Here is a 26161-nt window from a genome sequence, read left to right as displayed (position 1 = left end):
TTTAATTGACTTTGTAGGACAATCCGCAACGCGAGGGCCCCGTCATGAAACTCAGGACACTGGCTTTACTGCTGCTTGTAGCGCTCGTTCAACCCACCTGGAGCCTGGCCGCGCAATCAACAGCGGCCGGCGCCGACACTCCCGCGCTGACCACCCGACTGGCGCTGCGCGACCTGTGGGTGGAGCACATCTTCTGGGTCAGGAACTACGTCGTCGCCAATCAGGACGGCCAGCCCAAGCAGGCGGAAGCGGCCGCCACCCAAGTCGTGAACAACGCCAAGGCCATCGCCAACAGCATCGCCCCGCTCTACGGCCAGCCAGCGGCGGACCAGTTGCTGGAACTGCTGGCCGGGCACTGGGGCGCCGTGAAGCACTACAGCGATGCCACCGTGGCCAAGGACGATGACGGCAAGAAAGCGGCGGTGAGCGACCTCACGCGCAATGCCAAGGGCATTGCCAAGTTCCTCTCCAGCGCTAACCCGAACCTGCCCGAGGACGCCCTGCTCAACATGCTCAGTGCTCACGGCGGACACCATGTGGCGCAGATCGACCAACTGAGCAAAGGCGACTTCGCAGGCGAGGCCGGCACCTGGACAGCCATGCGCCAGCACATGCAGGTACTGGCCGACACCCTGGCCGCTGCACTGGTCAAACAGTTCCCCGACAAGTTCTGACACTGGCCTGCCGAGGTAATCGATGCTTCAAGGATTGGGACGTACTCAACAGGACCTGCTCGGCGCCCTGCTCTACCAATCGGGCGGCATGAGCATCGACGAACTTGCCAATCATCTGGCGGTGACCCGCACGGCTATCCGCCAGCACCTGGCCGCGCTGGAGCGCGACGGGTTGGTACGGCGGGGCGAAACGCGACCCACCGGCCGCCGCCCCGAACAGCTCTACCAACTCAGCCCACGTGGCCGGGAGCTCTTCCCCCGCCAGTACCAGTTACTGGCCAATCTGCTCATCGGCGAAGTGGCCAGCCTCATCGGCCACGACGCCCTCGTCCAGCTCATGCGCGGCCTCGGCCGCCGCCTGGCTGGCGAAATCGAAGCGCAGGTCATCGACGAAACGCGCATCGCCCAGCACATGGACGAAACCGGCTACGAAGCCGAAGTCTTCTTCCGTTCCGGCGGCGAACCCGAGATCGTCGCTCACAATTGCGTGTTCCATCACCTGGCGGCGTTGCACCCGGAAGTCTGCGAGCTGGACCTGGCGCTGATCGGTACCCTCGGCGGCGGCCAGGTCGAACACCTCGAATGCATGGTGCGCCAGGGACAGGTCTGTCGCTTCCGGATCGACCGGAGCTGAGCCAGCGCTCTGTAGGTTGGCGGGTATCCGCCACGCGCAGGGTGGATACCCGCCATTCCGGGCGGTTTTCCGCCACCACCAACGCAAGCTGGGAGCCCTGATTCCCGCCCAGTGAATCGTTTCATGGGATTTTGCCGATTGCGGCACGGCATTTGCCTACCCACCGCCCTTTTCGAGAAACAGTAAAGGGACAGTCCCATGAAAAAACTCCTCCTAGGCTTCCTGTGCCTCGCGGTACTTGGCTGTGCCAAGCAACCGCAGGCGGAGAAGTCTGTCGACGTGCTGCTGATCGGCGGCGGCATCATGAGCGCCAGCCTCGGCACCTACCTTCACGAGCTGGAGCCGGGCTGGAGCATCGATATCTACGAACGACTGGACCAGGTCGCCGCGGAAAGCTCCAACCCGTGGAACAACGCCGGCACCGGCCACTCTGCCTTCTGCGAGCTGAACTACACCCCGGAAACCGCTGACGGCGGTATCGATATCAGCAAGGCGGTGGCGATCAATGAATCCTTCGAGATTTCCAAGCAGTTCTGGGCCTACCAGGTCGAGCGCAATGTGCTGAGCAATCCGAAGTCCTTCATCAATGGCGTGCCGCACATGAGTTTCGTCTGGGGCGATGACAACATCGAGTTCCTCCGGAAGCGCCACGCCGCCCTGCAGCACAGTTCGCTATTCCGTGGCATGGAGTACTCCGAGGACCATGGGCAGATCAGCAAGTGGGCGCCGCTGGCGATGGAGGGCCGTCCGGCGGACCAGAAAGTCGCCGCCACCCGCATGGCCATCGGCACCGACGTCAACTTCGGCGAGATCACCCGCCAACTGATCGCCTCGCTGACCGAAAGCGACAAGGTTTCGCTGAACCTCAAGCACGAAGTCCGCGACATCAAGCGCAACGAAGACGGCACCTGGACGGTGGTCGTCGCCGACCTCGGCAACGGCGAGGCCGTTCGCAGCGTCAAGGCGAAGTTCGTCTTCATCGGCGCCGGCGGTGGCGCCCTCAAGCTGCTGCAGAAATCCGGAATTCCGGAAGCCGAGGGCTACGCCGGTTTCCCGGTGGGCGGCCAGTTCCTGGTCACCCGCAACCCCGAGGTAGTGGCGCAGCACCAGGCCAAGCTCTACGGCAAGGCGTCGGTCGGCTCGCCGCCCATGTCGGTGCCGCACCTGGACACCCGGGTGATCGATGGCCAGAAAGTGCTGCTGTTCGGACCGTTCGCCACCTTCTCCACCAAGTTCCTGAAGAACGGCTCGCTGCTGGACATGTTCAGCGCCCTGACCACCGACAATATCGGCCCGATGACCAACGCCGGCCTGGACAACATTCCGCTCAGCACCTACCTGATGGGCCAGCTGATGCTCAGCCAGGCCGACCGCATGCATGAACTGCGCGAGTATTTCCCGCAGGCCAGGGACGAGGACTGGGAACTGCTGACCGCCGGCCAGCGCGTGCAGGTGATCAAGAAGGACGCCGAGAAAGGCGGCATCCTGCAGTTCGGCACCGAAGTCGTCAGCTCCGCCGACGGCAGCATCGCGGCGCTGCTGGGCGCCTCGCCGGGTGCTTCCACGGCTGCGCCGATCATGCTCACCGTGCTGGAGAAGACCTTCAAGGACAAGGTCCAGACGCCGGAATGGCAGGCCCGCCTGAAGGAAATCATTCCCTCCTACGGCCGCAAGCTGAACAACGACCTGGAGCTGACCAACCAGGTCCGCGCCTGGAGCAGCGAACGCCTGCAACTGGAGCACGTGCCGGTGCTGCCGGAAGTTGCTGTGCAGTAAGGCCCTCACCCCCTGCCCCTCTTCCTGAAATGGAGAGGGGTGACTCGCTCCGGTGGCTCCGTGTCATCCGGCAAACACCTGATCCTGTGGGGGCGATTTCAATCGCTAAGCGGACCGCAGGTTCGCCCTGGCCCTTGATGAGGGCAGCTTCGCTGCCCATAGCGAATGAATTCGCCCCCACAAGGAGAGAAACACTCTCCGGCAGAGATCCTGTGGGGGCCCCTGAGATCCCAGGAGCCTTGTAGGAGCTAGCTTGCTAGCGAAACGGGGCCATTCGCTGGCAAGCCAGCTCCTACCGGCAATGCAGCGATGAATTCGCCCCCACAACAATGCCTGGCCCCAACATCCCCTTCACAACCCCGACATTTTCCCCAGATTTTCTTCACGAACTTTTGATTCCGCCGTTCCTACCCTGCTCGCCGTATCCACGAGGGATACGTTGCCCCGAGCGAGCGGCCCATGTTCAAACGCATTTCCATCCGCCCCGAAGCCCTGGCCTTCCTGGCCAGCCTCCTGCTGCTGTCGGCCTACAACTTCCCGCTCTGGCGGCATGTCTTCGCCATAGTCCCGGCTGATTCCGACGGCCTTGGCATGCGCGTGGCCTTCGGTGTCATGGTGCTGGCCATCTTCAATTTCATCCTCGCCCTGCTCTCCTTCCGCAGGGTCCTCAAGCCGATCCTGATCTTCCTGTTCCTGGCCAGCTCCGGTGTCGCCTATTTCATGAGCCAGTACGGTGTGCTGATCGACGCCAACATGCTGCGCAATGTCGCGGAGACCGACGTCAACGAAGTTCGCGACCTGCTTTCCTTCAAGCTGCTGCTGTTCATCCTGATCCTCGGCGTGCTGCCAAGCTGGCTGCTGTGGAAACTGCCGGTCCGCCACCAGCCGCTGGGCCGCGAGCTGCTGGGCAAGCTGGCCCTGGCGGTCGGTTCGCTGACCGTGCTCGGCGTAGTCGCCCTGGCCAACTACCAGGGGCTGGCGTCGCTGCTGCGTAACCATCACGAACTGCGCCTGCTGGTGGTCCCCAGCAACTACCTGAATGCCTCCTTTGGCTACATGCGTGAACAACTGGCGGTGGCCAAGGCGCCGCTGCGCCAGATCGGCACCGACGCGCACAAAGCACCGTCCTGGCAGGCCCACCAGCGCAAGTCGCTGACAGTCCTGGTGGTCGGCGAAAGCGCACGGGCGGAGAATTTCGGCCTCCTCGGCTATGCACGTGACACCACGCCCCTGCTCAGGGCCCAGCAAGGTGTCACCGCCTTCAGCAACGTGCGCTCCTGCGGCACCGAGACCGCCGTTTCCGTGCCCTGCATGTTCTCCAACATGGGGCGCAGCGACTACGACGCCGTCCAGGCCCGCAGCCAGGAAGGCCTGCTGGACGTGCTCAGGCACGCCGGCCTCGCCGTGACCTGGCGCGACAACCAGTCCGGCTGCAAGGGCACCTGCGACCGCGTTACCCAGGAAAACCTCAGTCACCTGAAAGACCCCGTGCTGTGCAGTGGCGGCGAGTGCCACGATGAAATCCTGCTGAAAGACCTGCAGACCTACATCGACCAGCTCAAGGACGACTCGGTACTGGTCCTGCACCAGATGGGCAGCCACGGTCCGGACTACGCCAAGCGGTATCCCAAGCACTTCGAGAAGTTCACCCCGGTGTGCAACAGCAACGCCTTGAACGACTGCAGCCAGCAAAGCATCGTCAACGCCTACGACAACACACTCGTCTACACCGACTACGTGCTGTCGAACCTGATCGACCTGCTGCGCAGGAACCAGGACAAGGTCGACACGGCCATGGTCTACCTTGCCGACCACGGCGAATCGCTCGGCGAATACAACCTCTTCCTGCATGGAACGCCCTACCTGCTGGCCCCCGACCAGCAGAAACACGTGGCGATGCTCACCTGGTTCTCCGACAACTACCGCAGGGATTTCGCCCTGGACACCGGCTGCCTGGACAAGGAACGCGACAAGCCGCTGAGCCAGGACAACCTCTTCCACTCCATGCTCGGCCTGTTGCAGGTCCAGACCGGGGAATACCACGAAGGCCTGGACCTGTTCGCCGGCTGCCGCACCACCGGCATCGCCGTGGCAAAGGACTAGGCCACGCCATGGGCGGCAAGCAGCCACTTGAGCGGCGGATCATCTTCGCCTTCGTGCTGATGACGCTGATCGTCGGCGGCACCTTTTCCCTGGGGATCGTCGCCATCGTACACTTCATCGAAGAGCACCTGGTGTCAGAGGAGATGGGCCGGGAACTGGACTACGCGATAGACGAGGAGCTCAAGCTGGACCCGGCAGCGCGCATTGATGCCAACACCCGTTTCTTCAGCTCCCACAGCGGACGCGATGCCTTGCCGCCGCGCTTCACCGGGCTGCCGGAAGGGTTCTCCGAAGTGCTCGATGGCGACGCAGCCTATTACGTCTTCAAGCGCAGCCATGGCAGCCACGAGGACGTGCTGGTGGAAGAACAGCACGAGTTCGAGGCGCGCGAGCGCGCGCTGTTCGACGTGGTGCTGGCGGGTTTCCTGCTCAGCGTGTTCGGCGCCTGGGGGCTCGGACGCCTACTGGCACGCCGGGTGATGGCGCCCGTGCGACGCCTGGCACAGCAGGTTCGACATCGCGACCAATTACTGCCCATGGCGCCCCGACTGTCGCCCGACTACCCGGACGACGAGGTCGGTCGGCTGGCCGCCGCCTTCGACGAAACCCTCGGCCAGCTCCGTCATTCGCTGGAACGCGAGCGCCTGTTCACCAGCGATGTCAGCCATGAATTGCGCACCCCGCTGATGATCATCGCCACTTCCTGCGAGCTGCTGCTGGACGCCCCCGGGCTGACCGCCGGCGAGCGGGCGCAGGTGACCCGTATCGCTCGCGCCAGCGCCGACATGCACGATCTGGTGCAAACCTTCCTGCGCCTGGCACGGACCGGACAGGAGGAAGTCGGCCTCGCCGAAAAGGTCGACCTGTCCGGCCTCGCCGCCGAGCAGTACCGGCAGTGGATGCCCCATTTCCAAGCCAAAGGCCTGGCCTTCACCCTGATCGACGAGGGCACGGGGGTGGACCGCTACGAGGCGCCGCAACTGCGGACGGTGATGTCCAACCTGCTGCGCAATTCCCTTCACTACACTGAACAAGGTGCGGTGCGGTTGATCCTCGCGGCGGACGGCTTCCGGGTCGAAGACAGCGGCCAGGGCATTCCGGAGGAAGAGCAGGAGCGCATTTTCCAGAGCTTCGTTCGCGGCCAGCAGGCGCGCGGCGAGGGCCTGGGCGTGGGGCTTTCGCTGGTCAGGCGTATCTGCCAGCAGCAGGGTTGGGAAGTCCAGGTGGAGTCCAGTCCGGACTCGGGCAGTTGCTTTTCCGTGCACCTTGGCCACGCTCGTTGACATTTTTTTCACGGGCTTTTGACCTCGCGACTACAGCCCGTTATCTAAAGTGAACAGCTCTCCAAATGGATGCGGTGCACCGGGATTCGCCATGTGGCGGGTCTGCGTCCCACGTCCTGAGCGAAGGAGCTCCCCGTGTCCGCCAACACCACCTCACTGCCGCGTCGCCGCTCTCCCTTCCCCAAGCGCTCGCGGCCCGGCGGCCAATGGCTGATGTTGCTTCTCGACCAGCGCATCGCGCGCTGGTTGCTGGGGGCCTTCGCCCTGCTCCTGCTGGTGAGTGCGGGGATACCCGCCTGGCGTCACCTGTTCCCGGCCATGGCCGCACAGGGCTGGCGCTACCAGGTGCACCTCGACGACGTCGAACAGGTCAGTGCACTCCTGCCCGATGGTCGCGGCGGACTCTTCCTCAGCCAGGAACTGCAGGACGGCAAGGGACGGATCCTGCATGCCGGGCGAAGCGGACGGAACAGCGAGGTGGAGTCCGGCCTGTCGAAGCCCGATGGCATGGCGCTCTATCGCGGGGGCATCGCCTTCAGCCAGGAACAAGGGGAACACCCGGTACTCTGGATGAACGACCTGGGTACCCGGCAATTGTTCAGCGCCGACAGCGTCGAGGGGCTGTCCACCGACGGCCACTACCTCTATGCAATCGAAGACCGCCACGGTAACGGCCGATTGCTGCGCTACGACCCGGAAACCGACAGCGTCACCACGCTGCGCAGCGGCCTGGACGAAGCCGAAGCGGTCGCTTTCTGCCCTGATGGACGCCTGTTCTACAGCGAGAAAACCAGTGGCCAGGTCCGCCTGTTGAAGGATGACGGGCAGGACCCGGTGGCGATCGAGGGCTTGCACGAGCCGGGTTTCCTGCTCTGCAACCGGGATGGCCTGTGGGTCACCGAAGATGCCACGCACATGGCCCGCGTACTACTGCTGGATGCCACCGGAAAGCTGAACGTCGTGCTGTCCCATCTGCGTTCGCCGCAAACCATAGTCGAGACCGCTCCCGGCCGTTACCTGGTCGCCGAACAGGGACGCAACCGAGTGCTGGAACTGCTGCGGAACCAGACTCCGCAATGATGATGACCGCCGTCTCACGGGCCTCCCGGGGGCTCGGCAAAAAGCGTTCGAAGCGCAGAAACATCAGCACACAATTTTCACAATTGTGTCGTTAGGTTAATCCCATACCCGCGAGCGGGGCCGGTTGGGCCGGCACCAGCAAACCAGACAGTCGCCAGACGGGTTTGGGATAACAACTAACAGGCGCGCAATGAAGATCACCATTTTCGGTACGGGCTATGTCGGCCTGACCCAGGCTGCCTGCCTGGCTGAAGTAGGCCACACGGTATGTTGCGTCGACGTCGACGAAGGCCGCATCGCGGAGCTCGAGCAGGGCCTTTCACCGATCTACGAACCCGGCCTGGAGGCCCTGCTCCAAGGCAATCTCGGCGCCGGTCGCCTGCGCTTCACCACTGACGCCGCCGCAGGTGTCGAGTTTGCCAGGGTCATCTTCATCGCCGTGGGCACACCGCCTGACGAAGATGGCGGCGCCGACCTCCGGTACGTCTTCGCCGTAGCCGACACCATTGCCGAGCACGCCCGCGAAGACAAAGTGGTGATCAACAAGTCCACTTCCCCGGTAGGCACCGCGCAACACATCAAGGCACGCTTGCAGGAAAAACTCGCCCACCGGCCCTGCGACCTGCAGATGCAAGTGGTCTCCAATCCCGAGTTCCTCAAGGAAGGCTCCGCCGTGGACGACTGCATGCGCCCGGAGCGGATCATCCTCGGCATCGACGGCGAGCGCGACGTCGAACTCTTCCGCGAGCTCTACAAGCCCTTCAGTCGTAACCACGAAAAGCTCATCGTCATGGACAGCCGCAGCGCCGAGCTGACCAAGTACGCGGCCAACAGCATGCTGGCCACCAAGATCTCCTTCATCAACGAGATGGCCAACCTCGCTGAACTCCTGGGCGCGGACATCGAGATGGTGCGCAAGGGCATCGGTTCGGACTCGCGCATCGGCTACGACTTCATCTACGCCGGCTGCGGCTATGGCGGTTCCTGCTTCCCGAAAGACATCCAGGCGCTGCAACGCACCGCCGCCGAGGTGGGCTACCACCCGCAATTGCTGGCAGCAGTGGAATCGGTCAACCACCGACAGAAGCACAAGGTGTTCGAGAACATCCACCGCCACTACAACGGCAACCTCCGTGGCAAGACCTTTGCGCTCTGGGGCCTGTCCTTCAAACCCAACACCGACGATATGCGCGAAGCCCCCAGCCGGGTGCTGCTGGAGTTGCTCTGGGCGGCAGGCGCGCGCGTCCGGGCCTTCGACCCGGAAGCCATGCAAGAGGCTCGACGCCTCTATGGCGAGCGCCACGACCTGCACCTGGCCGAATCCAAGGAAGAGGCCCTGGACGACTCCCATGCCCTGGTGATTCTCACCGAGTGGTTGAACTTCCGTGTCGCCGACTTCGGCCTGATCAGTCAGCGCCTGTGCGACAAGGTGGTGTTCGATGGCCGCAACATCTTCGAGCCAACCCACCTGGTCCGCGAAGGACTGGCCTACTACCCGATCGGCCGCGCTGCCGTTGGGCTGGGCCGGCCATGAAGTTCCTGGTCACCGGCGCCGCCGGCTTCATCGGCTTCCACACGAGCCTGCGCCTGTGCCAGGCCGGGCACCAGGTGGTGGGCGTCGACAACCTCAATGACTACTACAGCGTCGACCTCAAGCTTGCCCGCCTGGAGCGCCTGCGCGCGACGCCCGGTTTCTCGTTCCGGAAGCTCGACATCGCCGACCGTGAAGCCATGCAGACACTGTTCCGCGAACAGCGTTTCGAGCGGGTCATCCACCTCGCGGCACAGGCCGGCGTGCGCTATTCGCTGGAAAACCCGCACGCCTATGCCGACTCCAACCTCACCGGCTTCGTCAACGTGCTGGAAGGCTGCCGCCAGAACAGCGTGGGCCACCTGGTGTACGCCTCCAGCAGCTCGGTCTACGGGATGAACACCAAGGTGCCCTTCGCCATCGAGGATGCCGTCGACAACCCGGTTTCGCTCTACGCCGCCACCAAACGCGCCAATGAGCTGATGGCTCACACCTACGCCCATCTCTTCCGGCTACCGGTCACCGGCTTGCGCTTCTTCACTGTATATGGCCCCTGGGGCCGGCCGGACATGGCGCCCTTCAAATTCACCAAGGCAATCCTCGAAGGCCAGCCCATCGATCTCTACAACGCTGGCGACATGTCGCGGGACTTCACCTACATCGACGACATCGTCGAAGGCATCGTCCGCATCCAGGACTGTCCGCCGCCCTATGCAGACGAATCGGAACAGGTCCGCCAGGGCGCCACCGACAGGCTGTTCAACATCGGCCTGGGCTCGCCCGTGCAGCTCCTCGACTTCGTGGGCTGCATCGAGCAGGCCACCGGCGTCGACGCCATCAAGCACATGAAACCCATGCAGCCAGGCGACGTGCCGAAGACCTGGGCCGACGTCAGCGCGCTGGCCCAGCGCACCGGCTTCCGCCCCACGACCGCGTTGCACGAAGGCGTCGCCCATTTCGTCGACTGGTACCGGACCTTCTACGGAGCCTGATGAATGGGAAACGAATCGCATCCGTTGACGCAGATCCGCCAGGCGGTCCAAGACAAGGCTCGGGTCGGCATGCGGCCGAGCGCGCCTGCGTTGACCACGCGGGCCATGCTCAAGGGGCTGGGCCTGATCCTCAGCCTGGCGCTGATCGGCTACCTGTTCGACCGGAGCGACCTGGGCAACGCCATCAACGAAGCCTGGATCGACGCCCACATCCGCGACCATGGTGTCGAAGGCACCTTGCTGTTCCTGGCGATGGGCGCCGTGTTTACCGCAGTCGGCCTGCCCCGGCAGATCATTGCCTTCTTCGCTGGCTACGCCTTCGGCCTGATTCCCGGCACCCTCCTCGGCACCCTGGCGGCGCTGCTCGGCTGTCTGGCCACCTTCCTCTATGCCCGTCTGTTCGGCAGGAACTTCCTGCGTGAGCGGCTCGGCGAGCGTGCCGCGCGGTTTGATCGCTTCGTCCACGAGCATCCCTTCTCGATGACCCTGCTGATCCGCATGTTGCCGGTCGGCAGCAATCTGCTGACCAACCTCGCCGCCGGAATTTCCAGTGCGCGCCTGCTGCCATTCCTCGCCGCCAGCTTCATCGGTTTCCTGCCGCAGACCCTGGTGTTCGCCCTGGTCGGCAGCGGAATCAACGTCGCCCCGGCACTGCGCATCGGCTCCGCCGCTCTCCTCTTCCTGGCCTCCGGAATGCTCGGCGCCTGGCTGTACCGACGGCATCGTCCTGGCCTGGGCCTCGATGACGGGATCGATGCCGCCCGGGCAGAGGCAGAACGATCATGACCCCGAAACCGACGCCAGGGCGCCGCTCGACGCTTTACCGCGCCTCGTGTGGACAGTGCCTAACCCTCAACCGGATCGAACGACTCGAATGAATGCTCTCAACGGACTCAGCATGTCGACCAAGCCCTACGTTTCCGTCCTGATCCCGGCCAAGAACGAGGCCGAGAACCTGCCCTCGCTGCTCGAGGAGGTTCGCCAGGCCCTCGCCCACGAAGACTTCGAGGTCATCGTGGTCGATGACGGCAGCACGGATAACACCCTCCCTCACCTGCTCGCGCTCCAGCGCGCCGGTTATGCAGAGCTGCGCATCCTCAGCCACGACCGTTCACTGGGCCAGAGCACCTCGATCTACCATGCCGCCCAGGCTGCGCGTGGCACCTGGCTGGCGACGCTGGATGGCGACGGGCAGAACGACCCGGCAGACATTCGCGGCATGCTCGCCATCGTCCGTGCCCCGGATGCACCACTGAACCTCAAGCTGATCGCCGGGCACCGGGTGAACCGCCGCGACACCGCGAGCAAGCGTTGGGCTTCGCGCTTCGCCAATCGCCTGCGCAGTCGTCTGCTCAAGGACAACACCCCGGACACCGGCTGCGGGATCAAGCTGATCGACCGGGAAGCCTTCCTTCGCCTGCCCTACTTCGACCACATGCACCGCTTCATTCCTGCACTGATCCAGCGCCACCAGGGCGGCATGCTGGTCCATCCGGTCAACCACCGCCCGCGCCGCGCCGGGGTCTCCAAGTACGGCAACCTGGACCGCGCCCTGGTGGGCATCCTCGACCTGTTCGGCGTCTGGTGGCTGATCCGCCGCACGCGCTTCAACACCACCGCACGCGAGCTGGAGCGCTGAGCATGGGTCGCACCTCGCCTGCCCTGGACGCAAGCGCCCAGCCCATGCGATTGGTCGGTAGCCAGCGCATTTCGCTGCTGCTCCTGCTGTTGCTCGCTGCGGCCATGATCAGTGCCGGACTGGGCATGCGCCACCCATCCAACGTGGATGAGGAACGCTTCCTCGGTGTGGCACTGGAGATGATCCAGAGCGGCGACTGGCTGATTCCCCATCGAGCCGCCGAGATCTACCCGGACAAGCCGCCGCTGTTCATGTGGGCCATCGCCGGGCTGAGCAAGCTCGGCATTGCCCCCACCATTGCCCTGTTCCTCCCGGCGCTGCTCGCCGGCGTAGTGGCCACCGCCTGCCTGCACGACCTCGGTTCGCGCCTGTGGAATCGCCGCATCGGCCTGATCGCCGGCCTGCTGTTCCTCGCCACCTATCAGACCTACAGCATCCAGCGCGCCGGGCAGATCGACGGCTTCCTCCTGCTCTGGATCGCCATCGGCCTCTACGGCATGGTTCGCCACCTGCTGCTCGGGCCGGCCTGGGGCTGGTTCTACGTGGCCTGTGCGGCCATGGGCTTCGGCATCATCAGCAAGGGCGTAGGCTTCCTGCCGGCGCTGATGCTCATTCCCTACGCCTATGCCGCACGCCGTGGCTGGAGTGGCGTGGCGCGCATGCCCGGTGCAGGCAGTGCCTGGGCGCTGGGCCTGCTGGTCACGCTCGCGGCCATTTGCACCTGGCTGCTGCCGCTGGTCATCAAGGTGACGCTGTATGGCGACGAGGCCAGCCGCGCCTACCTCAGCGAGATCCTCCTGAAGCAGACGGCCAAGCGCTATGCCGACGCCTGGCACCACCGCGAACCCTTCTGGTTCTTCTTCACCCAGGTGATTCCCAAGAACTGGCTGCCCCTCGTACTGGCCCTGCCCTGGCTGGTGCCGGCCTGGCGCCGGCAGCTGACCAAACAGGATGGGCGCTATCTGGTTCTGCTGGGCTGGGTCGTCCTGGTGCTGATCTTCTTCAGCCTCAGCAGCGGCAAGCGCAAGCTCTACATCTACCCGGCCGTGCCCGGTCTGGTGTTGGCCATGGCGCCGCTGGTGCCCTGGCTGCTGCGTCGCTGGTTCGCCCAGCGCCCTCGCGGCAGAAAGATTTTCATCGGCCTGGCCGTCTTCTGGTTCATCGCCTGGTTCGTACGGGGCTACGTCGAGCCCCTCAGGGAAGGTATCAACCCGCGCCAGGCGCTGATGGCCGAAGTGGCCGAGGCCACCGGCGGTGGCGAGCTGATGCTGACCAACTGGCGCGAGGGCCACTGGCTGTACGCACGCCAGCCGCTGGTGCATTTCGGTGTCGGTGCCGCGAACCAGATGGAGAAGGCCGCCGAGTGGTTACGCACCCATCCCGCCGGCCATGCCCTGATCCGCCCGTCCGACCTGCCGCGCTGCTTCAAGCCCGACCAGGCCAGGCGCCTCGGCGACGGGGACGACGAAGACTGGTACCTGGTGCAGGCCGACGCCGACAACGGCCAATGCCACGACCCGAGCGCCACCGCACAACCCTACCGCTTCGCCTGGAAGCAACCGCTCGACTGAAGGACCGCGAACGGATTGCGGCCCCTCCCGTGAGGGGCCAGCGGCCGGCGCTCGCCCGTAGTACAGGAAATAGCCATGAACAGTGCAGTTGAACTCGACAAGTACAGGCTCAAGCCAAAGCACAGATTGCGCACCTTCAGCTTGGGCGGCCTGGGCCTGGCCGTAGTGCTGCTGGCCGCTGTCGCCTCCAGCAAGTTCCATTGGCACGAGCGCGCCTGGTTCTATGTCAGCAGCCGCCTCGATGCCGGCGCATGGGCGGGGCACAGCATCTGGCTGCCCGATTACCGCGTGGACATCGAGGCACGCCCGATTGCCAGTATCGATGACGACCTGTCGGCCATCGATTTCGCGGCGGACCGCAAGCATCTGCTGGCGGTGACCAATGCACCGCCCATCAAGCTGGTGGAGATGGACCGCGAGGGCAAGATCGCCGCGCAGTTCCCGCTGCAAGGATTCGAGGACGTGGAAGGCCTCGCCTACATGGGTAACGGCCTGGTGGTGGTCACGGATGAAGTCCAGCAGCAACTGGTGTTCTTCCACCTGCCCGAACGGCCTGACCAGATCATCGACAAGCGGGACGCCCAGACCCTGGCCCTGCCGCTGTCGTCCAGCGTCCACAACAAGGGCTTCGAGGGTGTGGCGTACGACGCTACGCATGACCGCATCTTCGTCGCCAAGGAGCGCGACCCGCGCCGGCTCTTTGCCGTCTCCGGCGTCAAGGCGAGCCTGGGCGGCAAGCTTCAGCTCAAGGTGGAAGACCTCAGCGACTGGATCGATCGGAGCGTCTTCGCCAAGGACATTTCCGACCTGCACTTCGACACCCGGACAGGGCACCTGCTGGTGCTCAGCCATGAATCGAAGCTGGTCATCGAACTCGGCGAGAACGGTGAAATGGTGAGCTTCCGTACCCTGCTCGGGCACATCGGCGACCTGAAGGAAAGCGCGGGCCAGGCCGAAGGCCTGACCCTGGATGATGACGGCACGCTGTACGTGGTCAGCGAACCGAACCTTTTCTACCGTTTCAGGAAGAACTGACGTCCAGCATCCCATCCGCCCTGGCGACCGCTTCCAGCGGCGCCGGGCGATAGAGCACGAGGCGGTAGCAGACCAGGCTGATCATCCAGTCGAACAACAGGGTCCAGACGTTATGGGAGAGGAAATGCGCGCCCTGCATCATCCGTCCAAGGGAGAACAGGCTACCGAGGGCCAGCGCGCCCACCAGCGTGGCCCGTGCCAGCCGTGGACGGCGGTCGCGCAGCACGAAGAACAGGGCGAGCAGGCAGAAACCCGCCGAGGCATGGCCACCCGGCCAGCAGCGGCCAGGCTTGTCGACGTAGGGATGGTGACCAACCAACGGCGAGTAGGGTTCGACACCGCCGAACTCCGTCAGGCTCCAGGGGCATTGCACGGCGGTCACCGCCTTGAGCGGCGTGACGATGGCCGTGGACAGCCCCAGGGCCAGCACCAGGTAGCCCAGCTGACGGCGCCACTGGCGCAGGCGGGTGGGCAGCAGGCTGACGAGGAACCCGGTGACGGCCAGCACGCCGAGAATGATCACGGCCTGCTTGGCGCGGTCGTGCAGTACGTCTTCGAGGAAGGCACTGTGCCGGCCGATGAAGCCGCTCTGCGGGTCGTAGAACAGGTGTGCGAGGGCGAAATCCACGCTGGGCACGTCGACCAGCAGGAGAAGTGCCATGGCGGCCAGCGGCAGCCCGCTCCAGAGCATGAAGTTGAAGGGACGCGAATGATGCATCGGAAGGTCCTTGGACAAGTGGGTCCGCCGCAGTCTGTGCCGACAGGCGTGAGCAACTGGTAAAGGGCTTGTGAAAAAAACATCAACGGCGCCACGGCGCAGGATCGAGGGCAGCAAGTGCGCGTACTGATCATCGAGGACAACCGCGACATCCTCGCCAATGTGCTGGACTACCTCCAGCTCAAGGGCTACGGCGTCGACTGCGCCCAGGACGGACTGTCGGGACTGCACCTGGCCACCACCCAGCACTACGACCTGATCGTGCTGGACATCATGCTGCCAGGCCTCGACGGACTGCAGTTGTGCAACCGCCTGCGCCAGGAGGCCCGGCGCGACACGCCGATCATCATGCTCACCGCCCGCGACACCCTGGAAGATCGCCTGGCCGGCCTCAAGTCAGGCGCCGACGACTACCTGGTCAAGCCCTTCGCCCTCTCCGAGTTGGTGGCCCGCATCGAGGCGGTGGTGCGCCGCAGCCACGGCGGGCGCAAGAGCCGGTTGCAGGTATCCGACCTCACCTATGACCTCGAGACCCTCCAGGCCACCCGCGCCGGCCAGCGCCTGAAACTCAACCCCATCGGCCACAAACTGCTCACCACGCTGATGCGCAGGAGCCCGGCCGTGGTGCGCCGCGAAGTGCTGGAGGAAGCCCTCTGGGGCGACGACTGCCCGGACAGCGACAGCCTGCGCAGCCATATCCACCAACTGCGCCAGGTACTCGACAAACCCTTCGAACGGCCGCTGCTGCATACCATCCATGGCGTGGGCTATCGGCTGGCCGAGTTGGATGACAGGGATTGATTCCCAGGGGTTCGACGGCCGGACCTGCGGCCCGGTTGGCGAATGAATTGGCTGTGTCTGCAGTAAGTGTTGCAAGTAGCGGCATTGCCCGTAGGAGCTGGCTTGCCAGCGAATGGCTCCTTTTCGCTAGCAAGCTAGCTCCTACAAGGCGCCTGGACCGACTGTTCGCCCCGATCGTTCGCGAGCAAGCTCGCTCCTACAGAAGCTTCGATTCCCGCCTTTAACCTTCTTCTCGCCTAACCTGAACCAGGCAGTGCCGACAGGACAGGGACATGCCCGCTTCCACCATCCTTCCCCGCATTCCACGCACGGTCTGGGTACTGGGCTTCGTCAGCCTGTTCATGGACCTGTCCTCCGAACTGGTGCACAGCCTGCTGCCGCTGTTCCTGGTGGGCAGCCTGGGCGCGAGCATGCTGGCGGTGGGGCTGATCGAGGGCGCTGCCGAAGCCACCGCGCTGATCGTCAAGGTCTTCTCCGGGGCCATCAGCGACTTCCTCGGCAAACGCAAGACGCTGGTGCTGCTCGGCTATGGCCTGGCAGCCTTGACCAAGCCACTGTTCCCATTGGCGGGTAGCACCGACCAGGTGCTCTTCGCGCGTTTGCTGGACCGCGTCGGTAAGGGCATTCGTGGCGCACCGCGGGATGCGTTGATGGCCGATATCGCTCCCGCGCAGATTCGTGGCGCCTGCTTCGGTCTGCGCCAGGCCATGGACACGGTCGGTGCGTTTCTGGGGCCGCTGCTGGCCATCTTGCTGATGATCCTGCTGGCCGGTGATATCGCCCTGGTGCTGTGGTTCGCCGTGCTTCCGGCCATCGTTTCGGTGGCCCTGATCCTGTTCGGCGTAGAGGAGCCCGGCATCGTGCAACCATCCCGGCGCCTGCGCTCACCCATCTACTTCCGTGCCTGGAGAAGTTTTTCCGCGGCGTATTGGTGGGTGGTTGGCCTGGGGGCGCTGTTCAGCCTGGCCCGATTCAGCGAGGCGTTCCTGGTGCTGCGGGCGCAGGACTCGGGCTTCTCCTCCACCTGGGTGCCGCTGGTCATGGTGGTGATGGCGGGCTTCTACATGCTTTCGGCCTACCCCGCCGGCAAGCTGTCCGACCGCATGCCGCCTGCCGGGCTGCTGGCATTTTCCCTGGCGTTGCTGATCGCTGCCGACCTGCTGCTGGCGTGGGCCGACAACCCCACGCTGCTATTGGCCGGCGTTGCGTTCTGGGGCCTGCACATGGGCTTCAGTCAGGGCATTCTCGCGGCACTGGTGGCCGCGACTACGCCGGCTGACCTCAAGGGTACCGCCTACGGCCTGTTCAACCTGGCCAGCGGCGCCGCCCTGCTGCTGGCCAGCACGCTGGCGGGCTGGCTCTGGCAGAGCCAGGGAGCCGCCAGCACCTTCATCGCCGGCGCGGCGTTCTGCGTGGCGGCACTGGTACTGCTGGCGCTGCGTCGACGCTAATCGAAAGTCGGGCTGCTCCCACCCTTGGCCCGCGCCAACCTTGGCTGGATGGCCCGGGGCGGGTGTCGTACTCCGGGTCGCATGGGACGACAACAAGGAGAAGAAAATGCCCTGGTACCTCGAAGCGCTGATCAGCATTCCCGCCGGCCTGCTGCTCGGCAATTTCACCGAATGGTGGTTCCACCGCGTCGTGCTGCACGGTCTGGGCCGCAAGCGCGGCACCTTCTGGAGCTTCCATTTCCACGAACACCACCGCAACGCCCGCCAGAACGACTTCTACGACCCCTGCTATCGCCGGGCCCCGCTGGGCTGGCATGCCCAGGGCAAGGAAGCCTGGGCGCTGGTAGTCGCCAGCCTGCTGGTGACGCCGATGATCGTCTGGGCGACCTGGCTGTGCCTGACGCTCTGGTACTGCGCCGGCAACTACTACTTCACCCACAAGAAGGCCCACGACCATCCGGACTGGGCCCGCCAGCACCTGCCCTGGCACTACGACCACCACATGGGTCCCAACCCCCAGGCCAACTGGTGCGTGACCAAGCCCTGGTTCGACTGGGTATTCGGCACGCGGGAGTATTTTGTGGGGACGGCGCGGGAGGTACGGGCGGTGTTGTGAGGTGGGCCGCGAACTTGTGGGGGCGAATTCATTCGCGAAGGACGGCCGACGGTTTATCCCGAACGCCCTGCAACACCCACCATCCCTCACCCCAACCCTCTCCCAGAGGGAGAGGGAGCTGTACGTGCCATGACTGAGTCCGGCACACACCTGTAGGGGCGAATTCATTCGCCAAGCGGGCCGCAGGTCCGCCCCCGCTTCACTTTGCGCATTCCTGATATCGCCACCGCTTCCCTCGCCTTAACGTCGCCCCAACAGGCACGGTCATCCCGTGCCTGCTCACGGCACAACAACAAGAAGGAAGCATCGCCATGCTCAAGAAAGCTGTACTCGGGTGGCCCCAGATCGCGGGGCTCGGCATATCGCTGGTCGTCGCCGGCCAGTTCTCCGGCTGGAACTTCGGCCTCGCCGACAACGGCTGGTCCAACATGCTCCTGGCCACCCTGCTGATGGCAGCGCTGAGCTGCGGACTGGCGCTGTGCATCAGCGAGCTGTCCACCGCCATGCCCCATGCCGGTGGCGTGTTCGCTTACGCCCAGAGCGCCTTCGGTCCCTTCGTCGGCTACCTGGTGGGCTCCGCCTGCGCGCTGGCGCTCACCATCGGCACCGGCGCCGCGGCCACCTTCGTCGCCTCCTATATGGAATCGGTGTTCGGCTTTGGCGGTTGGCCGGTGAAAGTGGGGCTGTTCGCCCTGATCATCGGCATCCACATCCGGGGCGTCGGTGAAGCCCTCGGCGTCACCCTGCTGGCCGGGGCCATCGCCGCCGTGACCCTGCTGGTGTTCGGCGCCGCGATGGTGCCGCAGCTGGATAGCGCCAACCTGCTTGGCACCACGGGAAGCTTTGCCGAGTCCCTCAGCCTGCAGGGCGTCTTCGCCTGCGTGCCGTTCGCGATCTGGATGTTCATCTGCATCGAGCAGGTCAGTTCCGCCGCCGAAGAAGCCGCCGATCCGGGCCGTGCCATGTCCCGCGGCATCGCCGCAGCGGTCGGCACCCTGCTGTTGACCGCGCTCACCGTGCTGGTCTGCGCACCGGGTGCCGCCGGGGTTCAGGTGGTCGGCACGGCCGCCGACCCGCTGTACGCCGCGATGACCCACAGCGGCCGCTACGACGCCTCGAGCTGGCTGGCGCAACTGGTCGGCATCGGCGCCATCTGCGGCCTGCTGGCGACCTTCTTCTCCGTGGTCTATTCGGCCTCCCGCCAGCTCTTCGCCCTGTCCCGCGATGGATACTTCCCGGCAGCCCTGGCACGGACCAACCGTCGCGGTTCGCCCTATGTGGCGCTCCTGGTGCTGGCCGCCATCGGCCTGCCGCTGACCCTGGTCAGCCCGGAGAAACTGCTGCTGTGTGTGGTACTGCTGCTGTGCACCTGCCACCTGTTCCTGTTCGCCGCCTACATCCGCATGCGCCGCACCCATGCCCACCTGGCGCGTCCGTTCCGGCTCCGTGGCGGTCCGGTGATCGCCGGCCTTGGCATGCTGCTGACGCTGACCGTGATCGCCGCCTGCTTCCAGCTCGAAGTGGAAATGCTCAGCGCCCTCGCCGTGCTGGCCGTCGTGCTGGTCATCAACTACCTGGTGCGCGTCGCGCGCGTTGCCAAACCCCTCGCCTCCGAGAATCCCGACAATGTCTGAACTTGATCTCCTGCAACGCCGCTACCGGGCCATGGGCGACCAGTCGCCGCTGTTCTACGACCAGCCCCTGAACCTGGTGAAGGGCCAGGGCGTGTGGCTCTATGACCAGAGCGGCAAGCGCTACCTGGATGTCTACAACAACGTGCCCTGCGTCGGTCACTGCCACCCGCGCGTGGTGGAAGCCATGGCCAGCCAGGCGGCCACCCTGAACATTCACACCCGCTACCTGAACGAGCGGATCGTCACCTACGCCGAACGCCTGACCCGCACCTTCGATGCGTCGCTGGACTGCGTGATGTTCACCTGCACCGGCAGTGAGGCCAACGAGCTGGCCCTGCGCATGGCGCGCTTCTGCACCGGCGGCAAGGGGGTGATCGTCAGCAGCTACAACTACCACGGCAACACCACCAGCCTGGCTGAGGTGACCACCGCCCTGCCCAGCTCCGAGCCGTTCTCGCCCTTCGCCCGTGCGGTGCCGATTCCTTGCCTGTACCGGGCACCGGCCGGCACCACTGCAGCAGAACTGGCGGACCAGTACGTGGCCCAGGTCGCCGAGGCCATCGCCTCGCTCAAGGCCCAGGGCGTGCAACTGGCGGCGATGCTGATCGACACCCTGTTCGCCAACGAGGGCCTGCCGCGCATTCCCGCCGGGTATGTCGAGCGCATCGCGGCGCTGGTCCACGAAGCTGGCGGCCTGTTGATCGTCGATGAAGTCCAGGCCGGCTTCGGTCGCACTGGCGATCACATGTGGGGCCACCAGGCCCACGGCGCGGTGCCGGACATCGTCACCCTGGGCAAACCCATGGGCAACGGCTTCCCCCTCGCCGGGCTGGTGGCCAGCCGCGAGCGGGTGGAGGCCTTCGGTGGGCGCAACCTCTACTTCAACACTTTCGGCGGCTCGCCGGTGGCCGCTGCCGTGGGCAGCGCGGTCCTCGATGTGATCGAAGACGAACAACTGCTGCGCAACGCTCGCGAAGTCGGCGCGCACCTGGCCAATGGCCTTGAGGGACTGGCAGGGCGGCATTCGATCATCGGTGATGTGCGCGGCAAGGGCCTGTTCTTCGCCGTCGAGTTGGTGCGCGACCGCCAGCAGAAGACCCCGGCGGGTGCTGAGGCGCGGCGCGTGGTCAACCAGATGCGCGAGCGCGGTGTGCTGATCAGCAAGATCGGTCCCGACGACAACCTGCTGAAGATCCGCCCGCCGCTGGTGTTCAACCGCGCCGACGCGGACCTGTTCATCGACACCCTCGACAGCGTCCTTCGCGAACTCTGAGAACCGTGCCATGAGCCAATTCCACACCTTCGACCACGACCAGCAGGTCGCCAGCCTGAAGCGCCTGGCGCTTACTGCCCTGGGCCAATGGGACGGCGACTTCGTCCGCCTGGACCTGATCAAGTACCGCGAAAACGCCGTGTTCTGCGCCACCCGTAGCGACGGGCAGCGCAGCGCCCTGCGCGTCCACCGCGACGGTTACCACTCAGAGGAAGCCTTGCGCTCCGAGCTGCAATGGATGGAAGCCCTGGCCGCCGACGGCATCCATGTGCCGCAGATCATCCGCACTCGCGACGGCGAACACCTGACTCGGGTGCACAGCGACGAGCTGGGCGAATCACGCTACATCGACATGCTCGGCTGGCTGGACGGCTCCAGCATCGGCTCGGCCGAACATGGCCTGGCGGTGCAGAGCGACGTTGCCAGCCTGTTCTTCGACACCGGCGCCGTGGCCGCACGCATCCACCAGAGCTCGGCACGCTGGGAGCAACCCAACGCCTTCAGCCGCCATGCCTGGGATGAAGAAGGCCTGATCGGCCAGCGCCCGTTCTGGGGCCCCTACTGGGAGCTGGAACTGCTCGAACCGGCACAACGCGAGTTGCTGCAGGCCACTCGTCAGGCGGCACGCGCGGACTTGCGGCGCTACGGTCGCAACCTGGACAACTTCGGCATGATCCACGCCGACCTAGTGCCGGAGAACCTGCTGCTGGATCAGGCAAGGTTGCACCTGATCGACTTCGACGACGCGGGCTTCGGGTGGCATATGTTCGAGCTCGCCACGGCGCTGTACTTCTGCCTGGATGACCCGCGCTACACCGAGATCGAAGCGGCACTGCTGAGTGGCTACCACTCGGTCAAGCCGCTGACCGCGGCCGACCGCGCCACCCTGCCGCTGTTCCTGGCGCTACGCGGAGTGACCTACCTGGGCTGGATCCACACCCGTCGGGAAAGTCGCACCGCCGAGGAGCTGGCGCCCATGCTGATCGAGCGGGCCTGCCATCTGGCACGGAGTTATCTCGATCAGCGATGATCCACCGAGCCGGCGCCTGGCAGGGATGCACAAGCGCCTGGCGCGCATGGAAATGCCCGTTGCGCGGCGCTCAGCCATGATGGCCCCGAGCGTCCGCCAACCGCGCTCGACAGGTGACCCGACATGACAGGCATTGCCCGACACCAGGCATCCGACTCCGACGAGCTCGCCGGCGCGCTGGCCGGCTGGAGCCAGGACTACACCCAACTGGGTCGTGGCCGGCTGCATGCCGAATTGCTGCACGTCCAGCTCGCTGGGGCGTCACTGATCTACGAGCACTCCAACCTGCACCTGCACGAGAACATGACGCCGCCGCAGGGCCAGGTCGTGTTCGGCATTCCGCTGAAGGTTTCCTCCGACTCACTGTTCAACGGCGGCACCCTCGCCGGGGACACCCTGCTAGTACTGGAAGGCGGCGAGGAAATGGAAATCTGCGCCCCCGGCGAGATCGGCATGCTCGGCTTGACGGTGGATCACCGGCTGCTCGCGCAGATCCTCGGAGCCGAGGAGCAGGAACGCCTGGAGCAGGCACTCGGGCGGCGCCGGCTGGATATCTCGCCGTTGGCCGCGCAGCGTCTGCGCGAGGACCTGTGCACATCGATCGGCGCCTTCGAACGCGCGGAATATGACCCGCGTTCCGCTGAGCACGGGGTACGCGCCGTGATGTCCAGCCTCGATTGCGTGCTGCAGGGACTGGACGAAGTGCTGCGCGGTCCGAACCAGCGTGGTACCGCCCTGCCCCGCACCCTGGAACAACGCCGCCGCCTGGTGCTGGCGGCGGTGGAGATGATGCAGGCGAACCTCGACCTGCCACTGTCCATGCTCGAACTCTGCCAGGCCCTGAATACCAGCCACCGCACCCTGCAGTACTGCTTCAGGCAGATCAGCCAGGCCACGCCGCAGCAATTCTTCCTTTCCCTGCGCCTGGCCGAGGCACGCCGCCGGCTCAAGCAGGACCCGCAGCAGAGCATCACCACCCTGGCGCTGGACCTGGGCTTTGCCAGTTCCAGCCATTTCTCCTCGCTCTACAAGCGGCTGTATGGCGAACAGCCGTCCCTGACCGGACGCCGCAGTTAGCGCTTCTTGCGCAGCGGTTCGAGGAGCGGTTTCAGGCCGTTGTGGTCGATCTCCTGCATCAACATCAGCAGCCGGCCGATCTCGCCTTTGGGAAAGCCTTCGCGGGCGAACCAGTTGAGGTAATGACCGGGCAGGTCGGCGAGCAGGCGGCCCTTGTACTTGCCGTAGGGCATTTCGCGAGTGACCAGGAGCAGCAGGTCTTCGGGGTTCATCGGGTGGCCTTGCAGGTGGAAAGAGCGGCGATTGTCGCAGAGCCGCGCCTCAGGCATCCACCGGTACACCCAGCAGGCCGAACTCTGCCGGCACCTTCACGTAGAACAGGCTCACGCCCTCTTCTTCCAGGCGTTTCAGCAAGGCGTCGCATTCAGCCTCGGTGAGGGCCAGGATGATCAGCATCGGTTGGTCGGCCATCTCGAAGAAATGATGGGAATGGAGATTCCGGGTGTGCCCGAAGCCCTCGATCCCGGAAACCAGGGTGGCACCGCGCAGGCCCATGTCCATGGCCTGGGCAACGATCCAGTCAGCCAGCATCTTGCCCTGATGGCGGCGGTTCTGCTGGGTGTAGAGGGTGAGTTGGTAGCCCTTCATACGACCTCCAATAGAGCCTGCTCACGATCGCTTGTGCTTAAACGATGCCGCCGTTGGCCCGCAGGGTCTGACCATTCACCCAGGCACCTTCCGGCCCGACCAGGAAGGCCACCAGGTTGGCGATGTCCTCAGGATTGCCCAGACGCTCCAGCGGCGCCTGCTTGGTCAGGCGTTCCACCAGCTCCGGGGGCTTGCCATCGAGGAACAGGTTGGTTGCGGTGGGGCCCGGCGCGACGCAGTTCACCGAGATGTTCCGCCCGCGCAGTTCGCGGGCGAAGATCGCGCTCATGGTCTCCACGGCAGACTTGGAAGCGGCATAGATGGCGTAGCCCGGCAGGCTCAGCCCAACCACGCTGCTGGACAGGTTGACGATACGACCGCCGTTACGCAGGCGAGTGGCGGCCATCTTCAGGGTGTTGAAGGTGCCTCGGGTGTTGATGGCGAACAGGCGGTCATAGAGGGCTATTTCGGTGTCGGCCAACGGGACCAGCCCCGGCTGGATGACGCCGGCGTTGTTCACCAGGATATCGATGGCGCCGTACTCCATTTCCGTCTGGTCGAACAGCACGGCGACCGCCACCGGGTCACTGACATCAGCCAGCACGGGGTAGGCCTTTCCTCCTGCCCGTCTGATCTCATCCACCACGCGTTCGGCGGATTCCGGCCGCGAGGCGTAATTGACCACCACCTGGATTCCTTCGGCGGCCAGGCGTCGCGCGATGGCGGCGCCGATACCCCGGGACGCCCCGGTGACGATGGCTGTTCTGGCAGTTTCTGACATGCGGCTCTCCCGGACAGGCCCTCGAAGCCACGGCTGCTGCCGCGTGTGGGGCCTTTTCAGTGGTATAGCCGCAGATGGCGCGCCGTGCGGGACCGGTTATCCGGCGCCTGTACCTTCCGCAAGGACGTTGAAGTCGCAGGAGGAGTTCAAACGTTCTGTAGGAGCAGGGGGACGCCGAGTTCTTGCTCGCGAAAGATCGTGCGCGGACTGTTCGCGAGCAAGCTCGCTCCTACAAAGTGCCGGGTACCGGCGCTGTGGTCGCCACGGGCCGATAGCTCGCCGGACTGAACAACCGGGTCAGCCCGAGCATCAGCACTGCGCCGACCACCAGCACCAGCCAGGCGGCGGCGAAGCTGCCGGTGAGTTCCCGCAGAAAGCCGCTGAGCCAGGGCGACACGGCGTTGATCAGGAAGCCCACGCCCTGCACGAAGGCCGCCAGCTGACCGGCCTCGCGAGGATCGCGGCGGTGGTCGAGGGTAAGGATCAGGCTGAGGGCGAAGCAGGCACCCAGGCCGAAGCCGATCAGGGCGATCCATAGGGCGAACAGTTCCAGCGGCGCCCAGATCAGCCCGGCGAAGCCCACGGCCTGGGCGATCAGGCTCACCGAGAGCAGCGGCCGGCGGTCCGTGCCGCGTTGTGCAAGGGCGGGCATGCCCAGCGCCGCGATCACCTGGAAGATGGTCATGAAGGCGAGCAGCGAACCGCTGCGGGTCGGGCTCCAGCCAAGCTGCTGATAGTAGGCCGGCAGCCAGGCCACCATGCTCATGTAGCCGCAGTTGACCAGGCCAAAGTACAGCGCCAGCAGCCAGGCCCGGCGATTACCCGTAAAGCGTGCGGCCCGACCGGCGGCGGCTGGAGCGGAACCCGGCATTGGACGCGCCAGCCATAGCACCAGGGCGAGCAGCGCCGGTACCAGCCAGAGGCCAAGGCCCGCTTGCCAGTGCTCGAAGTGGTGGGCGAGCAGCGGGCTGAATAGCGCCGCCAGACCGCCGCCGGCCATCAGCGATGCCGAATAGACGCCCATGGCCAGCGCCACCCGCCCTTCGAAGCGACGCTTGATCACCGCAGGCAGCAAGGCCTGGATCAGCGCCACCCCGGCACCGCCGAGCAAGGCGGTTGCCAGCAGCGGCCCGGCCTGACCGAGGAGCAGCCGCGCGAGGCAGGCACCGGCGATCAATGCCAGCCCCAGGCCAATGCCACGCCGCTCGCCCAGCCCACCCAGCCGGTTGCTCAGTAATGCCACCAGGCCCATGCAAACGACCGGCAACGTGGTCAGTAGCGCGGCGGTCTGGAAACCCATGCCGGTGGCGCTGCGGATATCCGCCAGCAGCGGACTGACCGAGGCGAGGATGGGCCGCAGGTTCAGCCCAAGGACGATGAGCAGTGCCCAGCCGGCGAGGCTTTCAAGTCGATCAGCGCGCCGCATGCAGGGCCTGCCAGCGGGCGTAGATTTCGCGCATGGCCGCTTGCGGCAGGTGCTGGATATCCAGCTTCTGGGCCTCCAGCGGCAGGGCCATCTGTTGGTAGACGGCCGCAGTAGACAGGCCGAAGGGCTCGCCCACGGCATTGGCCGCAGCGAACACCACGCGACTCACGCCGCACATGTGCATGGCTGCCAGGCACATCGGGCACGGCTGGCCGCTGGCGTAGATCACGCAACCGTCCAGGCGCGGCCCTAGACGCTGGCTGGCGGCACGGATGGCCTGAAGCTCCGCATGGCAGGTCGGGTCCTGGGTCAGGTGGATTTCGTTGACCGCGCGAGCCAGCACCTCACCGTCGCGCACCAGCAGCGCGCCGAACGGACGGCCGCCCTGCTCCACGTTCTGCCGTGCCAGTTCCACGGCCTGTTCCAGGTAGTTGTGATCATCAGACAT

The 26161-nt window shown here is 65.3% G+C and carries 25 protein-coding genes; 19 read left to right on the top strand and 6 right to left on the bottom strand.

Annotation, left to right across the window (positions count from 1 at the left end; translation table 11 throughout):
• Positions 1-44: 44 nt before the first annotated feature.
• From DM872_RS08380 to DM872_RS08325, 12 genes are all read left to right on the top strand, one after another.
• Positions 45-674 (top strand): hypothetical protein, encoded by a 630-nt coding sequence (locus tag DM872_RS08380; protein ID WP_179059031.1) that lies wholly within the window; start codon positions 45-47, stop codon positions 672-674.
• A 22-nt stretch (positions 675-696) separates the two neighbouring features.
• Positions 697-1308 (top strand): helix-turn-helix transcriptional regulator, encoded by a 612-nt coding sequence (locus tag DM872_RS08375; protein WP_179059030.1) that lies wholly within the window; start codon positions 697-699, stop codon positions 1306-1308.
• Positions 1309-1506: 198 nt separating this feature from the next.
• Positions 1507-3084 (top strand): malate:quinone oxidoreductase, encoded by a 1578-nt coding sequence (locus tag DM872_RS08370; protein WP_179059029.1) that lies wholly within the window; start codon positions 1507-1509, stop codon positions 3082-3084.
• Between the two features lie 459 nt (positions 3085-3543).
• On the top strand, positions 3544-5187 hold the full coding sequence (locus DM872_RS08365; protein WP_179059028.1) for a phosphoethanolamine transferase: 1644 nt from the start codon (positions 3544-3546) through the stop codon (positions 5185-5187).
• An 8-nt stretch (positions 5188-5195) separates the two neighbouring features.
• Positions 5196-6470: a sensor histidine kinase gene (locus DM872_RS08360; RefSeq protein WP_179059027.1), complete on the top strand. Its 1275-nt coding sequence runs from the start codon at positions 5196-5198 to the stop codon at positions 6468-6470.
• 135 nt (positions 6471-6605) lie between these two features.
• The gene (locus tag DM872_RS08355; RefSeq protein ID WP_179059026.1) at positions 6606-7550 is read left to right on the top strand and encodes an SMP-30/gluconolactonase/LRE family protein; all 945 of its coding nucleotides are present in this window, start codon (positions 6606-6608) and stop codon (positions 7548-7550) included.
• A 190-nt stretch (positions 7551-7740) separates the two neighbouring features.
• Positions 7741-9084 (top strand): UDP-glucose dehydrogenase family protein, encoded by a 1344-nt coding sequence (locus DM872_RS08350; protein WP_179059025.1) that lies wholly within the window; start codon positions 7741-7743, stop codon positions 9082-9084.
• Entirely contained in the window at positions 9081-10073 is a 993-nt protein-coding gene (locus tag DM872_RS08345; protein WP_179059024.1) for an NAD-dependent epimerase, read from the top strand. Before DM872_RS08350 ends, DM872_RS08345 begins: the two co-directional genes overlap by 4 nt.
• A 3-nt stretch (positions 10074-10076) precedes the next feature.
• Positions 10077-10859: a TVP38/TMEM64 family protein gene (locus tag DM872_RS08340; protein ID WP_256873328.1), complete on the top strand. Its 783-nt coding sequence runs from the start codon at positions 10077-10079 to the stop codon at positions 10857-10859.
• Positions 10860-10971: 112 nt separating this feature from the next.
• The gene (locus tag DM872_RS08335) at positions 10972-11712 is read left to right on the top strand and encodes a glycosyltransferase family 2 protein (protein ID WP_179059063.1); all 741 of its coding nucleotides are present in this window, start codon (positions 10972-10974) and stop codon (positions 11710-11712) included.
• Positions 11713-11714: 2 nt separating this feature from the next.
• Complete coding sequence (locus DM872_RS08330; RefSeq protein WP_373273694.1) at positions 11715-13283, top strand: ArnT family glycosyltransferase; 1569 nt, start codon at positions 11715-11717, stop codon at positions 13281-13283.
• Between the two features lie 75 nt (positions 13284-13358).
• Positions 13359-14318, top strand: a complete 960-nt coding sequence (locus tag DM872_RS08325; RefSeq protein WP_256873327.1) for an SdiA-regulated domain-containing protein — start codon at positions 13359-13361, stop codon at positions 14316-14318.
• On the opposite strand, the gene DM872_RS08320 is transcribed toward DM872_RS08325, so the two are convergent.
• Positions 14305-15036, bottom strand: coding sequence for a phosphatase PAP2 family protein (locus tag DM872_RS08320; protein WP_179059023.1), 732 nt, complete (start codon positions 15034-15036; stop codon positions 14305-14307). The two genes, DM872_RS08325 and DM872_RS08320, sit on opposite strands and share 14 nt — an antisense overlap.
• 117 nt (positions 15037-15153) lie before the next feature.
• On the opposite strand from DM872_RS08320, the gene DM872_RS08315 reads away from it, so the two are divergent.
• The 7 genes from DM872_RS08315 to DM872_RS08285 all read left to right on the top strand — a co-directional run bounded on the left by DM872_RS08315 (position 15154) and on the right by DM872_RS08285 (position 22918).
• Complete coding sequence (locus tag DM872_RS08315; protein ID WP_179059022.1) at positions 15154-15837, top strand: response regulator transcription factor; 684 nt, start codon at positions 15154-15156, stop codon at positions 15835-15837.
• Positions 15838-16109: 272 nt separating this feature from the next.
• A complete protein-coding gene (locus DM872_RS08310; protein WP_179059021.1) occupies positions 16110-17288 on the top strand; it encodes an MFS transporter in 1179 nt (392 codons plus the stop codon).
• 106 nt (positions 17289-17394) lie between these two features.
• Complete coding sequence (locus tag DM872_RS08305; RefSeq protein ID WP_179059020.1) at positions 17395-17904, top strand: sterol desaturase family protein; 510 nt, start codon at positions 17395-17397, stop codon at positions 17902-17904.
• Positions 17905-18215: 311 nt separating this feature from the next.
• Complete coding sequence (locus tag DM872_RS08300; protein ID WP_179059019.1) at positions 18216-19538, top strand: amino acid permease; 1323 nt, start codon at positions 18216-18218, stop codon at positions 19536-19538.
• Positions 19531-20811: an aspartate aminotransferase family protein gene (locus DM872_RS08295; protein WP_179059018.1), complete on the top strand. Its 1281-nt coding sequence runs from the start codon at positions 19531-19533 to the stop codon at positions 20809-20811. The genes DM872_RS08300 and DM872_RS08295 overlap by 8 nt, the downstream gene beginning before the upstream one ends.
• 10 nt (positions 20812-20821) lie before the next feature.
• Entirely contained in the window at positions 20822-21841 is a 1020-nt protein-coding gene (locus DM872_RS08290) for a phosphotransferase enzyme family protein (RefSeq protein ID WP_179059017.1), read from the top strand.
• 123 nt (positions 21842-21964) lie between these two features.
• A complete protein-coding gene (locus DM872_RS08285; RefSeq protein WP_179059016.1) occupies positions 21965-22918 on the top strand; it encodes a helix-turn-helix domain-containing protein in 954 nt (317 codons plus the stop codon).
• On the opposite strand, the gene DM872_RS08280 is transcribed toward DM872_RS08285, so the two are convergent.
• The 5 genes from DM872_RS08280 to DM872_RS08260 form a co-directional block, all read right to left on the bottom strand.
• Complete coding sequence (locus DM872_RS08280) at positions 22915-23130, bottom strand: DUF3820 family protein (protein ID WP_016493095.1); 216 nt, start codon at positions 23128-23130, stop codon at positions 22915-22917. The two genes, DM872_RS08285 and DM872_RS08280, sit on opposite strands and share 4 nt — an antisense overlap.
• Before the next feature lie 49 nt (positions 23131-23179).
• A complete protein-coding gene (locus DM872_RS08275) occupies positions 23180-23506 on the bottom strand; it encodes a DUF190 domain-containing protein (RefSeq protein ID WP_179059015.1) in 327 nt (108 codons plus the stop codon).
• Between the two features lie 37 nt (positions 23507-23543).
• A complete protein-coding gene (locus DM872_RS08270) occupies positions 23544-24287 on the bottom strand; it encodes an SDR family oxidoreductase (RefSeq protein WP_179059014.1) in 744 nt (247 codons plus the stop codon).
• Between the two features lie 229 nt (positions 24288-24516).
• Complete coding sequence (locus DM872_RS08265) at positions 24517-25713, bottom strand: CynX/NimT family MFS transporter (RefSeq protein ID WP_179059013.1); 1197 nt, start codon at positions 25711-25713, stop codon at positions 24517-24519.
• On the bottom strand, positions 25700-26161 hold the full coding sequence (locus DM872_RS08260) for a nucleoside deaminase (protein WP_077522423.1): 462 nt from the start codon (positions 26159-26161) through the stop codon (positions 25700-25702). The genes DM872_RS08265 and DM872_RS08260 overlap by 14 nt, the downstream gene beginning before the upstream one ends.

Source organism: Pseudomonas taiwanensis (assembly GCF_013393345.1).
In the GTDB taxonomy this organism is placed as follows: domain Bacteria; phylum Pseudomonadota; class Gammaproteobacteria; order Pseudomonadales; family Pseudomonadaceae; genus Metapseudomonas; species Metapseudomonas resinovorans_C.
Note: the sequence above shows the minus strand (reverse complement) of the source record. Positions and strands in the feature narration are given on the sequence as shown.

Bases quoted from the DNA above. Each gene is read 5' to 3' on its own strand.
- DM872_RS08380 (WP_179059031.1), top strand. From the start codon at position 45: ATGAAACTCAGGACACTGGCTTTACTGCTGCTTGTAGCGCTCGTTCAA.
- DM872_RS08375 (WP_179059030.1), top strand. From the start codon at position 697: ATGCTTCAAGGATTGGGACGTACTCAACAGGACCTGCTCGGCGCCCTG.
- DM872_RS08370 (WP_179059029.1), top strand. From the start codon at position 1,507: ATGAAAAAACTCCTCCTAGGCTTCCTGTGCCTCGCGGTACTTGGCTGT.
- DM872_RS08365 (WP_179059028.1), top strand. From the start codon at position 3,544: ATGTTCAAACGCATTTCCATCCGCCCCGAAGCCCTGGCCTTCCTGGCC.
- DM872_RS08360 (WP_179059027.1), top strand. From the start codon at position 5,196: ATGGGCGGCAAGCAGCCACTTGAGCGGCGGATCATCTTCGCCTTCGTG.
- DM872_RS08350 (WP_179059025.1), top strand. From the start codon at position 7,741: ATGAAGATCACCATTTTCGGTACGGGCTATGTCGGCCTGACCCAGGCT.
- DM872_RS08345 (WP_179059024.1), top strand. From the start codon at position 9,081: ATGAAGTTCCTGGTCACCGGCGCCGCCGGCTTCATCGGCTTCCACACG.
- DM872_RS08340 (WP_256873328.1), top strand. From the start codon at position 10,077: ATGGGAAACGAATCGCATCCGTTGACGCAGATCCGCCAGGCGGTCCAA.
- DM872_RS08335 (WP_179059063.1), top strand. From the start codon at position 10,972: ATGTCGACCAAGCCCTACGTTTCCGTCCTGATCCCGGCCAAGAACGAG.
- DM872_RS08330 (WP_373273694.1), top strand. From the start codon at position 11,715: ATGGGTCGCACCTCGCCTGCCCTGGACGCAAGCGCCCAGCCCATGCGA.
- DM872_RS08325 (WP_256873327.1), top strand. From the start codon at position 13,359: ATGAACAGTGCAGTTGAACTCGACAAGTACAGGCTCAAGCCAAAGCAC.
- DM872_RS08320 (WP_179059023.1), bottom strand. From the start codon at position 15,036: ATGCATCATTCGCGTCCCTTCAACTTCATGCTCTGGAGCGGGCTGCCG.
- DM872_RS08310 (WP_179059021.1), top strand. From the start codon at position 16,110: ATGCCCGCTTCCACCATCCTTCCCCGCATTCCACGCACGGTCTGGGTA.
- DM872_RS08305 (WP_179059020.1), top strand. From the start codon at position 17,395: ATGCCCTGGTACCTCGAAGCGCTGATCAGCATTCCCGCCGGCCTGCTG.
- DM872_RS08300 (WP_179059019.1), top strand. From the start codon at position 18,216: ATGCTCAAGAAAGCTGTACTCGGGTGGCCCCAGATCGCGGGGCTCGGC.
- DM872_RS08295 (WP_179059018.1), top strand. From the start codon at position 19,531: ATGTCTGAACTTGATCTCCTGCAACGCCGCTACCGGGCCATGGGCGAC.
- DM872_RS08290 (WP_179059017.1), top strand. From the start codon at position 20,822: ATGAGCCAATTCCACACCTTCGACCACGACCAGCAGGTCGCCAGCCTG.
- DM872_RS08285 (WP_179059016.1), top strand. From the start codon at position 21,965: ATGACAGGCATTGCCCGACACCAGGCATCCGACTCCGACGAGCTCGCC.
- DM872_RS08280 (WP_016493095.1), bottom strand. From the start codon at position 23,130: ATGAACCCCGAAGACCTGCTGCTCCTGGTCACTCGCGAAATGCCCTAC.
- DM872_RS08275 (WP_179059015.1), bottom strand. From the start codon at position 23,506: ATGAAGGGCTACCAACTCACCCTCTACACCCAGCAGAACCGCCGCCAT.
- DM872_RS08270 (WP_179059014.1), bottom strand. From the start codon at position 24,287: ATGTCAGAAACTGCCAGAACAGCCATCGTCACCGGGGCGTCCCGGGGT.
- DM872_RS08265 (WP_179059013.1), bottom strand. From the start codon at position 25,713: ATGCGGCGCGCTGATCGACTTGAAAGCCTCGCCGGCTGGGCACTGCTC.
- DM872_RS08260 (WP_077522423.1), bottom strand. From the start codon at position 26,161: ATGTCTGATGATCACAACTACCTGGAACAGGCCGTGGAACTGGCACGG.